13 protein-coding genes are annotated in these 13,840 nt (G+C 42.8%); 4 read left to right on the top strand and 9 right to left on the bottom strand.

What is annotated here, in order from left to right; translation table 11 throughout:
* Window positions 1-12: 12 nt before the first annotated feature.
* The 7 genes from AC5ELV_RS09180 to AC5ELV_RS09150 form a co-directional block, all read right to left on the bottom strand.
* The gene (locus tag AC5ELV_RS09180) at window positions 13-1,512 is read right to left on the bottom strand and encodes a malate:quinone oxidoreductase (RefSeq protein ID WP_493429934.1); all 1,500 of its coding nucleotides are present in this window, start codon (window positions 1,510-1,512) and stop codon (window positions 13-15) included.
* A gap of 238 nt (window positions 1,513-1,750) precedes the next feature.
* Window positions 1,751-2,539 (bottom strand): class I SAM-dependent methyltransferase, encoded by a 789-nt coding sequence (locus tag AC5ELV_RS09175; protein WP_493429933.1) that lies wholly within the window; start codon window positions 2,537-2,539, stop codon window positions 1,751-1,753.
* 138 nt (window positions 2,540-2,677) lie between these two features.
* Window positions 2,678-3,193, bottom strand: a complete 516-nt coding sequence (locus AC5ELV_RS09170; RefSeq protein WP_493429932.1) for a P-loop NTPase family protein — start codon at window positions 3,191-3,193, stop codon at window positions 2,678-2,680.
* A 170-nt stretch (window positions 3,194-3,363) separates the two neighbouring features.
* The gene (gene araA, locus AC5ELV_RS09165) at window positions 3,364-4,788 is read right to left on the bottom strand and encodes an L-arabinose isomerase (protein ID WP_493430399.1); all 1,425 of its coding nucleotides are present in this window, start codon (window positions 4,786-4,788) and stop codon (window positions 3,364-3,366) included.
* Between the two features lie 34 nt (window positions 4,789-4,822).
* Window positions 4,823-5,518, bottom strand: a complete 696-nt coding sequence (locus tag AC5ELV_RS09160; protein ID WP_493429931.1) for an L-ribulose-5-phosphate 4-epimerase — start codon at window positions 5,516-5,518, stop codon at window positions 4,823-4,825.
* A 1-nt stretch (window position 5,519) separates the two neighbouring features.
* Window positions 5,520-7,133 carry a xylulokinase gene (locus AC5ELV_RS09155; RefSeq protein ID WP_493429930.1) on the bottom strand — a complete coding sequence of 538 codons (1,614 nt, stop codon included), beginning with the start codon at window positions 7,131-7,133 and terminating at the stop codon, window positions 5,520-5,522.
* Between the two features lie 520 nt (window positions 7,134-7,653).
* On the bottom strand, window positions 7,654-9,072 hold the full coding sequence (locus tag AC5ELV_RS09150; protein ID WP_493429929.1) for an MDR family MFS transporter: 1,419 nt from the start codon (window positions 9,070-9,072) through the stop codon (window positions 7,654-7,656).
* Window positions 9,073-9,188: 116 nt separating this feature from the next.
* Here AC5ELV_RS09150 and AC5ELV_RS09145 point away from each other — a divergent pair, with 116 nt between their 5' ends.
* A complete protein-coding gene (locus AC5ELV_RS09145; protein WP_493429928.1) occupies window positions 9,189-9,782 on the top strand; it encodes a TetR/AcrR family transcriptional regulator in 594 nt (197 codons plus the stop codon).
* A gap of 135 nt (window positions 9,783-9,917) precedes the next feature.
* Here the strand turns inward: AC5ELV_RS09145 and AC5ELV_RS09140 are convergent, their stop codons facing one another.
* A complete protein-coding gene (locus AC5ELV_RS09140; RefSeq protein WP_493429927.1) occupies window positions 9,918-10,217 on the bottom strand; it encodes a hypothetical protein in 300 nt (99 codons plus the stop codon).
* Between the two features lie 194 nt (window positions 10,218-10,411).
* The gene (locus AC5ELV_RS09135; RefSeq protein ID WP_493429926.1) at window positions 10,412-10,534 is read right to left on the bottom strand and encodes a hypothetical protein; all 123 of its coding nucleotides are present in this window, start codon (window positions 10,532-10,534) and stop codon (window positions 10,412-10,414) included.
* Window positions 10,535-10,662: 128 nt separating this feature from the next.
* Between AC5ELV_RS09135 and AC5ELV_RS09130 the strand changes: the two genes are divergently transcribed.
* From AC5ELV_RS09130 to AC5ELV_RS09120, 3 genes are all read left to right on the top strand, one after another.
* The gene (locus tag AC5ELV_RS09130; RefSeq protein WP_493429925.1) at window positions 10,663-11,751 is read left to right on the top strand and encodes a GntR family transcriptional regulator; all 1,089 of its coding nucleotides are present in this window, start codon (window positions 10,663-10,665) and stop codon (window positions 11,749-11,751) included.
* Window positions 11,752-11,871: 120 nt separating this feature from the next.
* Window positions 11,872-12,759, top strand: coding sequence for a LysR family transcriptional regulator (locus AC5ELV_RS09125; RefSeq protein WP_493429924.1), 888 nt, complete (start codon window positions 11,872-11,874; stop codon window positions 12,757-12,759).
* 91 nt (window positions 12,760-12,850) lie between these two features.
* Window positions 12,851-13,792 carry an NAD(P)H-binding protein gene (locus AC5ELV_RS09120; protein ID WP_493429923.1) on the top strand — a complete coding sequence of 314 codons (942 nt, stop codon included), beginning with the start codon at window positions 12,851-12,853 and terminating at the stop codon, window positions 13,790-13,792.
* Window positions 13,793-13,840: the final 48 nt, after the last annotated feature.

Raw genomic sequence — 13,840 nt, 5'->3', positions numbered from 1 at the left:
GCAAATAAAAAATTAACGATGAAGCGGTTCTTTTTCGCCCAGACCCAGCACCTCCGTTGTGGAATCATAAATTTCTTGGTAAAGCTCTGGGTTTTTCGCTAGTGACACCCCATAAGAAGGAATCATTTCTTTTATTTTTGGTTCCCACTCATCCATATGTTGTGGGAAACATTTTTCCAGTACTTCCAGCATAACGTGAACAGCAGTAGAAGCCCCCGGAGAAGCGCCGAGCAGTGCAGCTACCGAACCATCAGCAGCACTAACCACTTCTGTACCAAATTGAAGTGTTCCTTTACCGCCCTCCGTATCTTTGATCACCTGCACACGTTGGCCCGCTACCACGATCCCCCAGTCCTCGATTTTGGCGTTCGGAATAAACTCGCGTAATTCTTCCAGACGCTTTTCATTCGATAACATCACTTGCTGGATCAGGTATTTGGTCAATGCCATCTCTTTTGCGCCTGCCGCCAACATCGTAATGAGGTTATTGGGTTTTACAGAACCGATCAAATCCAAATTTGAGCCCGTTTTCAAGAACTTCGGTGAGAAGCCGGCAAACGGTCCAAATAGCAGTGCTTTTTGGTTACCGATATATCTTGTATCCAGATGCGGCACAGACATGGGAGGAGCACCAACCTTTGCTTTACCGTATACTTTTGCATGATGCTGGGCGACAACCTTAGGATTGTTACATACCATAAATAGTCCACTTACCGGGAATCCCCCGATATATTTGGACTCAGGAATACCGGTTCTTTGCAGTAAAGGTAAACTACCACCCCCACCACCGATAAAGACAAATTTAGCAGTATGGTATTCGATTTTACCGTTATCCAGATTATGGACTTTGACCTTCCACGAGCCGTCGCTCGCACGTTTAATATCCTTTACACTATGCTTGTAATTGATCTCGACGTTTTTACTTTTTAAATGCTCAAACAACATGCGTGTTAAAGCACCAAAGTTGACATCTGTTCCAGAGTCGATTTTGGTTGCCGCGATTGGCTCATTCAATGTACGGCCTTCCATAATCAGCGGAATCCATTCCTTCAGCTTTTCAGGGTCATCGGAAAATTCCATACCTTGAAACAGAGAAATAGTTGAAAGCGCTTTAAACCTTTTTTTCAAAAAAGATACATTTTTCTCTCCTGTTACCAAACTCATATGAGGTATTGGCTTGATAAAGTCCTGTGGATTACGAATCAAATGGCTGTTGACAAGAAAAGACCAAAACTGTCTTGAAAGCTGAAACTGCTCATTAATGTCTACAGCTTTACGAATGTCTATAGATCCGTCAGCTTTCTCGGATGTATAGTTCAGCTCGCACAGTGCAGCATGGCCTGTACCTGCATTATTCCATTCGTTAGAGCTTTCTTCTCCTGCGTTTGCGAGTTTCTCAAACACTTTGATTTCCCATTCTGGTGCTAACTCTTTCAGCAATGATCCCAGAGTCGCGCTCATGACTCCGGCACCAATTAAGATAACGTCTGTATTTTTCTGAATGCTATTCATAAAAACCTTCCTTATCTCTTATATTTGCAAAAAAGAGCAGGCCCTCCTGCTTAGGTGATACAAGAAGCAAGGCTCCACTCAGGAACATATCTTTTCTGTCTCTATTATAACTAAAATATAATCTTTTAAAAATTATATTGTCTATTATCTGATAATTATAAATCATTTCTGCTAAAAAGTGAGAATTTTCTTTGCAAAATAATAAGAATTGACCTCAACACGCTGTATTATTGGGGCTTCACTTACTAGCAGTAATAACAGACACCGACAATTCTTCGGTAAACACACCCGTGGAGTCCATATCTAGTAGAACAGATGTTAAATCATTTTCAAATCGTACTAGATTATCACCAAAAAACCGTCTAGAAGCAAATGATGTAGAGTACAGATTTCCAATGATCGAATCAACAGTCCATGTATATGAATAACTCGGTAAAATATGTCTTTGGACATTTTTGAATCCAGATTTTCTTACAATATCCTCATACCTCTCCTTTGGGGGAGTGTAAGTGCTATTACCAGCTCTTCTTGCGTCTCCTAGCCAACGTTTCACTACTTCGTTCACCTTGAGTTGCCAAAGTAAGGGTTCCTGCTTCCCAGTGTTATCAATAATAGCTACGCCACCATTAGCATCAGAACTGTTATACAGAAGGTCAAGAATGGACTCTCTATCCATCCAATGAAATGCTTTCGCAATTATAACGAGGCGAAAGAACCCCCAGTCACTTACACGCTCTTCTGCCCTTCCTTGTACCCATTTAACATTGTCCAACCTTTTATCACTGGAGAAGCGATTTGCTTCATCTAGCATTTCTGATTCAGTATCTACACCTACTATTTCTTCAAACCAATCACTAAATCTTAGAGCTAACTGACCTGTTCCACATCCTAAGTCAAGCAAACGACCTTCCCCATTCAGAGAAAACTTGTTAACTAAAAACCGAATAAGCGACGAAGGATAAGGAGGTCGATACCTAGAGTAGTACCAGGCGGTACCTTTAAATAGATCTGGACCATAGTCACTCATAGCTTATAACCTTCTCTCTACTGAACTTTTAAAACATGAGAGTCACGGGGCTGCCTGTAACGGCAAGTTTTTGGGCCAACCTTTACGGGACAGGCCCTTTCTAATTGCACTAACGTTTCCTGGAATGAGCTTCACGGTTTATAAATACTTCATCATGATATTCGAAACGGTCTGTTGTTGATTCTCCCAATCATAATCGGAGTTATCCATAATAAATGATTTTTCTCGCTGATCCTTAGCAAAAGAACTCCAACGTTGAACCATCAACTCGCAATATTTTTCTACGGGTACTCCATCGTAGATTTCATAACGCCGGATTTCCTCATACAAACTAGAAGGAATTTCATTTTGAGCTGATTGTTGCGCAAGCGCATATGCGATTAAAGAGTCGTTGCCCTTCAAAGATATAAACGGATCAATGTAATGAAACGCCTCGGAATAGATTGATCGAAGCCGATCAAGTTCTTCGTTTGGCATACATGCAACCGATTCATAATCAGCGGGATGTCGTAAGTTCCCTTCTAAAAATAGTTCCGATTCTATTTGATGTGTGTTTAACATGTCATGTATGTATCTAGATAATGTGGATTTGCCAGAGCCAGGTATGCCTTCAACGATAACCAGTTTCGTTTTCGTAGCTGGTACATTCGCCATAGTATCACATCCTTATGAATTAATTGATTACCTTAAAGAGAATCCAGTTGTCTCGCTATATCGCCAGATAGCTTAGGAACCTTTCCTTTATCTCGACATCCTTAGAAAACCAGTAAAAGCATTGGGTCCTGAGGACTGACCCAATGCTTTTATAGATGGATATCTTCTAGTTATTTAATAATTACGTATTCCAGGTTAACCAGTTTTGCATAAGTAACAATTTGGTCTGTGGTTAGATTCAGGGAAACCACGGTATGGTGACCGCCACCGTTCTCAATCCATGCTTTAACCCCATCTTGGAAGTTTGGCTTCACGTTCCACAGTACACGGGCCACTGGAAGATTTGGAGCAGGAACCGTCGGTTCAAATGCAGTAACCTCATTGATCAGCAGTTTATAATGCGTGCCAAAGTCAGCCATGGAAACAACTACACCGTCTCCTGCCTTGCCGTCAAACACCAGACGGGCTGGATCTTCACGATCGCCGATACCTAACGGAGAAACGATGATTTTAGGCTTGTTGCTTGCCAACGTTGGGTCAACTTCAAGCATATGGGATTGAAGGATCGATTCCTGACCAGCCGCCAATTCATAGGTGTAGTCTTCCATAAAGCCAGTGGATTGGTTATGGCTCATGACTTTAAGCAGACGATCGAGCGCTGCCGTCTTCCAGTCCCCTTCACCGGCGAAGCCGTATCCTTGTGCCATCAAACGTTGAACGGCAAGACCAGGGAGCTGTTTCATACCATAGAGGTCTTCGAAGTTCGTAGTGAAGGCAGTATAGCCGCCATGATCCAGGAATCGTTTAATAGCAATTTCATAGCTTGCTTGCACTCTTACACTGGCTTCCCAAGCTTCCTTGCTATAAGTACCATAATCGAATTCATAAAGTTCGGAGTATTCCGCGAGCAAAGCATCAATCTCTTCTTCTTTCACAGCATTGACGTACTGAACAAGGTCGCCAATTCCGAAGTAGTCAACGGTCCATCCGAATTGAATTTGAGCTTCGACCTTGTCACCTTCCGTAACGCCAACGTTACGCATGTTATCGCCAAAGCGGGCAACTTTGATATTGAAGCTTTCGTTATAAGCAACCGCTACATCCATCCACTCTGCGATTTGCTTCTGCACTTCCGCACGTTCCCAGTACCCTACGACCACTTTATTCTGTTTCTTCAGACGGGCATTGATAAATCCATATTCACGGTCACCATGAGCTGCCTGATTGAGGTTCATGAAGTCCATGTCAATTGTAGCCCAAGGAATGCTTTCATTGTACTGTGTAGCCAAATGAAGCAGCGGCTTCTGCAGCAATTTAGTTCCGCGAATCCACATTTTCGCAGGCGAGAAGGTATGCATCCAAGTGATGACACCAGCAACTTCGTCACGATAGTTGACTTCTTTCATGAGGCTGGTGATTTTGTCTGCACTAACCGCCAGATCTTGCAATACAAGCGGATAAGGCAGAACACCGCTCTTATTTAAGGCATCGGTCATTTCTTGTGCGTGTGCTTTGACTTCTGCTAATGCTTCTTCCCCATACAGATGTTGTGAACCTACGACAAACCAGAACTGTTTTGTACCTACTGTTGACATCATTCATCCTCTTTTCATAATTTTTTAGTTTATATTACTTTTGCCCGTAGTACGCGTCTTTCCCATGTTTGCGTAAATAGTGTTTATCTAGAATGCGTTGTGGCAATTCTTCAGCAAAATGATTCAATTCTCGTGCGAATAAATTCATTTTCGAAACTTCTTCCAACACGACGCTATTCATTACCGCCGATTTCGCATCTTTGCCCCAGGTGAAGGGCGCATGACCCTTAAGCAGAACACCCGGCACTGCTAAAATATCCAGTCCGCGCTGCTCAAAAGTTTCTATGATGACACGGCCGGTTTCCGCTTCGTAACCACGATCAATCTCCTCTTGTGTCAAGAAACGGGCGCAAGGAACAGAACCATAGAAGGTGTCTGCATGAGTAGTCCCCATTACAGGTACATCCAAGCCTGCTTGAGCCCAAATGGTCGCCCAAGTCGAATGTGTGTGTACAATACCGCCGATCTCTGCGTAATGCTTATAAAGTACGGCGTGAGTCGGTGTATCTGATGAAGGTCTCATTTCTCCTTCAACTACATTGCCATCAAAATCAACAACCACCATATCGCTAGGTTTCATCGTGTCATAATTAACACCACTAGGTTTGATAACGAATAAGCGGCTCTCACGATCAACAGCGCTTACGTTACCCCAGGTGTACTTCACGAGTCCATGTTTAGGCAAATCCAGATTGGCTTGATATACTTCTTCTTTCAGTTGCTCTAACACGTCAATTCCTCCAGTTTTCCACTAGATTATCTACAGCAGCCTGTTCAATCGCTAGGCCTTGTGTGTAGCGTTCCATGAATGCTTCAAATCCTTTAACGTCGGAACTGTCGGGAGAGATTTCTTGCCCCTCAGCATCTCTAAATACTTTTTGGTCGAGGAAGTCTTCCAGACTTTCTTGTTGATCCTTGTTCTTCATGTAAGAAGCCAGAATAGCAATCCCCCACGCCCCGCCTTCTCCAGCTGTTGACATCACTGATACCGGGACATTCATGGCAGCCGCAACAATTTTTTGTCCGACGATAGGGGTTTTAAATAAACCACCGTGAGCCAGAATACTATCAATTGCGACGTTTTCTTTCTTTGTCAAAATATCCATTCCGATTTTCAAAGCAGCAAACGCAGTGAAAAGATGAGTCCGCATGAAATTGGCCAAATTGAAACGGCTCTCAGGAGAGCGGACAAACAACGGTCTGCCTTTCTCTATTCCGGTGATATTCTCCCCTGACAAATAGCCATAGCTGAGTAAACCACCGCCATCTGGATCCGCTTCCAAAGCCTTGTTCAGCAACACACTGAACAATTGATTCGGATCCGTCTTTTGCCCCATTGCCTCAGAAAATTCACGGAACAATCCCAGCCAAGCATTGATATCACTTGAACAGTTGTTGGCATGAACCATGCCGACCGGATTACCATTCGGTGTAGTCACCAGATCAATTTCCGGATATACCGCTGAGAGATCCTTTTCTAATACAAGCATGGCAAAAACCGAGGTTCCCACAGAGACGTTGCCCGTCCGTTTTCTCACACTATTCGTGGCGACCATCCCTGTTCCCGCATCACCTTCTGGAGGACAAAGCGGAATACCTGGTTGTAAATCTTCGGATTTATCTAGGATTTTGGCTCCCGCGGCAGTTAGTACACCTGCCTGCTCGCCTGAAATATAAACTTTAGGGAGAATTCCTTCTAACTTCCAATCGTAGCCTTTGGACGCAATGAGTTCATCAAACTGCTTAACCATCGATTGGTTATAATCATGTGTAGTTTCATCAATTGGAAAGATACCCGATGCATCTCCGATGCCAATGGCTTTATTGCCAGTCAGCAGCCAGTGAATATATCCAGCTAACGTCGTCATAAAATCAATTTGAGGGACATGTTGCTCTTCGTTCAATATAGCTTGATACAGGTGAGCAATACTCCATCGCTCAGGGATGTTGAATTGGAATTTATCAGTTAACACTTTTGCCGCAGTACCAGTTGTCGCATTCCGCCAAGTCCGGAACGGAACAAGCAACTCGCCCTCGCTGTCAAAAGCCATATATCCGTGCATCATTGCAGAGAATCCTATAGAACCAACGGTACGAAGGGTGATTCCATACTTTTGTTCAACCTCTTGCTTCATTTCACTATAAGCCTCTTGCAGACCCGTAATAATACTCTCTAAGTTGTACGTCCAATAACCGTCTACCAAGAGATTTTCCCACTCATAGCTTCCAGATGCGATTGTTTCAAAATGATGATCAATCAGCACTGCCTTGATACGTGTGGATCCAAATTCGATACCAAGTGCGGTTTCTCCCTTAGTAATCGCTTGTTTAATGTCTTGATCCATGCTCACGTGACTCCTCTCTCTGAACAACTGTTATAATCGCAATAATTGAAAGAAGGCGCTTTCTTTAATTTACAACCTTAGTATATTTTTTGTTCGTACATTTGTCAACACACATACATAGTTATACATACAAATATTCTGATAAACCGAGAATTTATCTACTTTTCCTTTAGGGCGTGTATGCAAACTATAAACCCATTGCGAATGAGCTATAAGGAGTATGATGAGAAGACACGAAATACGATAAGACTGATGGGATTGAATAAAAGATTTGTTGTACGTAGAACGAAAACCCCAAGAAGGAAGACCCCGAAAGGTCACTATTTGAGGTTTGAGGTTTGAGGTTTAATGCGATGCGATGGGTGGTACGAGCTGGTGGACCGCAGCGTGATTTACCGCTGATTGTGACAAGCACATGATTATCGTAATAGCTCCGCTAGTAGCAAACAGAAGCTTTCGAACACGGTATAACATGCCAATGAAAGCTCGCTTGACCTTAGTATTGTGAATTAATTTTAATTTATCTTTTTATTCTCGGCAGAAGTATTGCCGGAATTAGTGCCAGTGCAGAGAAGCCAATCGACCAGATAAACGCATGATCGAACGCAAGAGCTACGGCTGCTGGGTCATGTGACACGATCGAATTCAACTCGTTCTGCAAAATAATAGCGATAACCGATGCGCCAAAGGCACCGCCGATTTGCTGCATAATACGAGTGGTGCTGCTGGCATGCGGGATTTGCTTCGAAGACAGGCCAATATAGGCGGAAGCCATGACCGGCAGAAACACAGCCCCTAATCCTGTCCCCCGCACGATCAATGCTGCGCTCAAATAAAAATAGCTCGTATCCGCGCTAAGCTGTGTAAATGGCCATGTTCCAAGCAAGGTAAGCAGGGTTCCGACAAGAACGACGGGCTTCGAACCGATCTGATCCGTTAGTTTGCCGGCAAGCGATCTTGTCAGCAGCATCCCTACCCCTTGCGGTGCGAGCAGCAGACCGGATATAAGCACGGATTCGCCGCGGACTTGTTGGAAGTATAACGGTAGCAGAAGCATCGCCCCGTAAGTGGTCAGGCCGGATAAAAAGAGCAGTGTCGAGGACACGGCTAAAGAACGCACCCGGAACAGCTTAACATCAAGCAACGCTTCGTTTCCTTTGCGAAAAGCATAGACGACAAACACAGTCAAAAGCGCTAAACCCGCTATAACGGGAACGAGAACCGCGGCATGGCCGAAACCGTGGTGTGAGCTTACTTCTCCAAGACCGTAAATAATGAGGACGATGGCCGGGGAAAGCAGCATCAGTCCCAGCAGATCCAGCCGCAACGTTTGGGTTCCGCGCTCTTCATTGGGCAGTCCCTTCCACGCCATAATGATGGCAACGATGCAGATCGGAATATTCACCAGGAAAATCCATCTCCAGTTCAGATGATTAATGATGAGGCCTCCCAGCACTGGTCCCAAAATCGGTCCAAGAAGCGCCGGCAAACCGACCGTGGCCATCATTTTGCCCATATTTTCCCCTCTGGAGGCGCGTACTCCCAATGTCTGCATAGTCGGCATCAGCAATCCCCCGCCAATCCCCTGTATGGTACGGAAAAAAATCAGGCTCTCCACGTTCCACGCCAAGCTGCATAGAACAGAACCCAGCAAGAACATGCCAAGGGAAAATAGCCAAATAGACTTGCCCCCAAATCGCTCCACCGCCCAGCCGGTAATGGGGATGACCATGCCAAGCGCAAGCAGATAACTGGTCATAACCCATTGAATGGTTAACACCGAGGTATTAAATTCCCGAACCAGCGTATCAATAGCAACATTGGTTATCGTCGTGTCAAATAGCGGGGCCATCATCCCGATCATTAGAATCCACATCATTTTCTTCGCGGCCGCCTGCCATTCAGCCGATTCAAGCGTTTCGGAACTTTGTTTTTGCAAGTTGAAAACCTCCCTTTGATCACACAAATAAGAAACTTAGAGTTTCTTATTTGTGCCTATGATATACTATCGCTATATGAAACGCAACGAATTTTTTTAAGGAGTATGAGAACAATATGTCCAATTCACAAAACCAAGATAAATTGAAAAACAGACGCACAGGCAAAGAACTGGAAGCAGCTATACTACAGGCGGTACGGGAAGAATTGAAAGAACAAGGATATTCTAATCTTTCGATGAATGGAGTGGCGGAACGGTCGGGAACAAGCAAAGCCGTACTTTACCGGCGATGGGCCAACCGCGCTGAGATTGTATTGGCGGCGATTCGGGAACGTGTTCCCTTGCCTCTGGAGGAGGTTCCTAATTACGGGAATTTGAGAGATGATGTTTGCGGTGTGCTTAGAGCGATGAATCAGAACACTACCAAAGTGATGTTAAAGGCTTTCTATGGGCTTGTAACGGAAATCGGGGCCATGCCGCTTGCATCCTTGCTATTCCCCGAAGGACGTCATAACAGGACAATGACAATAGTGCTACAGCGAGCCGTTGACCGAGGAGAGGTGTCAGCCGAATCCGTTACGTCCCGGATGCTTACTTTGCCAGGAGATTTGGCCCGCAATGAGTTAATACTTTATAATAGACCAATGTCTGAGCAGACGATTGCTGAGATTGTGGACGAAGTATTCTTGCCACTTGTGTTAAAGCGGTGATTAGCAATTCCGCCCTTTGAGAAACCTATTATACGAAATGCCTACCATTGTTTTTTAATGTTTTTTCAATTTTTGTTAATAGGAATTTGTATTTATGAATGTAGGTTGAGCAAGATAAAATCTGCTCAACCTTTTTTAAACATCGTTGGCAAACGACTCAAATAAATCATGAAAAGGATCACCCAAAAAAATGCTAGGGTCTATCGTTTTAAGCACATATGTCTTCAGATCATGAGGAACAAACAATCTAAGCGACTGTACAGAGAAGCTTTTACACCGTTCTATAGTTCGATAAAATCGTGCCAAATCATAAGGCATTGCTGATCCGCATAAAAGCCGAACGTTTGCCGAGGAAAATCTCTCTTGAATACGCTCGCCAAGCACTCTACAACCCATCACAATGACGTTGTAATTCCGGTTTAACTCTTCTGTCATATACAGGTCATTGCCTTCCAAACTGTATGTGTCGCCTGTCTTTTCTGGTTCAAATAAATGAATTATATGAGCCAAATGGTTATTAGAATTAGCCTCTACCCTTCAGCTATGACAATTACACGTATCCCATAAATTGTTTGATATGAAAGAAGTTCCTCACTTAAATCCTCATCAGGTTCACTTATTACCGTCAATTAGGCTGTTTCTTCTCGCCCTTCCTGCACCAAGTATCGCGCTTCAAACATGTTGTTCAGTTTCTTCTTCACCTCCAGATCACCGACCAGAGCCGCATCTCCTTCGGGTACAACTTGCCCCACTTGGCCTTCAGTATTAATGCATATTAGGCTATGGATTATAATAAGCTCATAATTATGCTAAAATATGTACATACAAATATTGTGAGTAGGTAAATTAGTATTAGGACAACCAGGAAAGAAGGAATAAAGTGAAACCAAAGTATCAGGTCATCCTTGAGGATATAAAGAGCAACATTCTATCAGGAGCATACAGCGTAGGAGAACAAATTCCAACGGAATCGGCTCTGCAGGATAAGTATCAAGTTAGTCGCCAGACGGTTCGAAAGGCTATTTTAGAACTATCCAACGAGGGTTTTTTAAGAAGTGAAAAAGGATCTGGCACCTATGTCAGCAACCAATTCCGATCAAAAACCGGCGGGAATTCCAGTAATAAAACCATCGGAGTCATCACCACCTACATTTCCGATTACATCTTCCCTTCTATTATTCGCGGGATTGAAGCCAGATTGAATGAAGATAATTATTCATTACTATTAGCTAGTACCAATAATGATGTCGCACAGGAAAAGAAAGCTTTGGAGATGATGTTGTCCTTTGGTGTGGATGGCTTGATCATTGAGCCTACGAAGAGCAATCTATATAATCCCAATATCTCCTACTATCTGACGTTCAAGGAGCAGGATGTCCCATTCATCATGATTAATGCTTATTATGAAGAGTTGGAGGTCCCTTTCTTTTGTCTCGATGACGTACAGTCCAGCTATCTGGCAACAAAAGAATTGATTACTAACGGACATACACACATTGGTATCATTGCCAAAATGGACGATTTACAAGGAAAGCATCGAATGAAGGGCTATATCAAAGCGCTTGGAGAAGCCAAATTACGGTTTCACCCAGAGCAAGTGCTCTCATTCTATACAGAGACGAAGCAGGACCTGTCCACCAACTTAAAAAAATTCCTAACCGAACAAAGAGACGGGTTAACCGCAATTGTCTGCTATAACGACGAGGTAGGATTAGAAGCTGTACATGTATGCAGACAACTTGGTATATCTGTTCCCGAAGACATATCCATTATTGGTCAAGATAATTCCTATATTTCCAAGAATGCAAACATCAAACTCACGACATTAACACACCCCCAGGAACAAATGGGACGTGATGCCGCCGATTGGGTTATTAAGAAACTGCAAGGGAAGAAGGATCTACGCAACCACACCTATTATCAACCTGTGTTAATTGAAGGGGAGACGGTAAAGAAGAGACTGAAGTAGATGGTGCTCATATTACCTCCAATTATGAACGGCCAGTTTGCCATTAACATTAGGGTTTGCTGGCTTGAATTTATGGCGGAAACGTAAGTTATAATAAATCTCATACAATTGGAGGTAAACATGAATCTAAAAAGGATGAAATATTTTATAGATCTCGTTGAATGCAGAAATTTCACCGAAACAGCAAAGAAGAATTTTGTATCGCAAACTACGATTAGCCAACAAATGGCCTCACTTGAGGATGAGTTCAACATTCAGTTGATTGATAGAAAACAAATTCCGATTGAGCCCACCAAAGCGGGATGGCTGTTTTATGCAGAAGCCGTCGTGCTCTGGAAGCAATATAATCATATGAAAACAAGCATGGAAAACTTTCAAAAATATAATGCCCAATTATTGAGTATCGAATATGCTGCAATCACAGATATCCAAAGCTTGTTAAAATTCATCCCTTCATTTAAGGAAAATCATCCTAAGATTAAACTTGAATTAAATAAAGTATTGCTAAAGGATATCGCTGAGTATCTGCAAAAAGGAATACACGACGTGGCTGTTGCCTTTGACTCAGAGTTCAAAGGGAAAGAGGACATTCTAACCCATACATTATATAGCGGACGATACTACCCGGCTGTAAGTAAACATCATCCTCTCTTCTGTTTTGAATCCATCTCAAAGGAAGAATTATATAAATATCCGCTTGTCATGCTGAATCCAATGGTTATTGGAGACTCCTATTATTTAATGATTCAACATGCCATAGAAGATGGTTACCAGCCCAACATCCTTAGAACCGCAGACGATGTCGAAACCAAGCTGTTTTATATCATCACAGAGAATTTAATTGGCTTTTTTCCAGATAACTATGATCTTGCTGACCTGAAAGAAGAGGTCCGGCTTATTCCCATACAGGGTTCACACCATACTTTTAAAATCGAAATAGGCTACTTAAAAAACAATTCAAATCCGGCATTATACTCATTTCTACAACAAATACAAAATTCGTTTTAGCAATAGCCCATAAGTTTTTTGTATTATACTTTGTTATTTTTTTCACATAATATATAAGTGTAGATCATTTCAGCAAGGAGTGACGACAAACATGGGTAAGTTATTATTAACGGGTGTGGATGGCAACCTGGGCAGACAAGCAGCTGAATATTTATTAAAATTAGTAGAAAAAGACCAAATTATTTTTTGTGCATATGATCCGGCATCTTTACAAGAGTATGCAGAACAAGGTATTGAAACACATGTGACCAATTTCAATACAATAGACGGTCTTGCAGAAGCTTTTGCTAATGCAGATAAGCTTGCTTTAATCTCCATGCCTTTTGTGGGGGAAAAACGCCAAAATGCACACAAAAACGTGGTCGATGCGGCGAAAGAAGCCGGAGTAAAACAAATCATCTATACTTCATTGGTTAACGCGGCGGATGAATCCAATCCAAGTGTTGAAAAACTGGACCATGTCTATACGGAAGACTATATCAAAAGTGTCTGCCTAGATTATATTTTCCTGCGTAATTCGCAATATGCGGAAGCCATGATTACCAATTACTTCACCTATGTGAAGTCTGACGGCGTGTTGAAAAACAACCAGGGTGACGGCAAGATGGCCTATATCTCACGGAAAGATTGTGCACAAGCTGTCGCTTATGCATTAGCAGCAAGCCATTATCATGAGGCAATATTAAATATAAATGGTCCTGAATTAATAACCATGTCAGACTTTATCGAGATTGGAAATGAAGTAACGGGTCATCATATTACCTACAAGCAGACCACGGATGAAGAAAACTACGCCATATTTGATGCCATGGGAGTTCCCAGAACAACGGATGGCAAATTTGCGGAGGACTCCGAAGCTCCCTTCTCTTCTGAAGGTATGGTTACCTTTGGACAAGCTATTCGCTTAGGGAAAATGGATATATTTACGGACGACTTCAAGAAGCTGACGGACCAAGATCCCGTAACGGTGAAATATATGTTTGAACATGCGAATGAGTACCAAGTGGGTGAACGACACTCCAAAGATAATTAATCCAAGTCATGATCATGTTTGCGGAGAGATCGGAAGCTGATTTACATC

Source organism: Paenibacillus sp. NMA1017 (genome assembly GCF_058895805.1).
The sequence above is the reverse complement of the archived record's forward strand: the minus strand, read 5'-3'. Positions and strand labels throughout refer to the sequence as shown.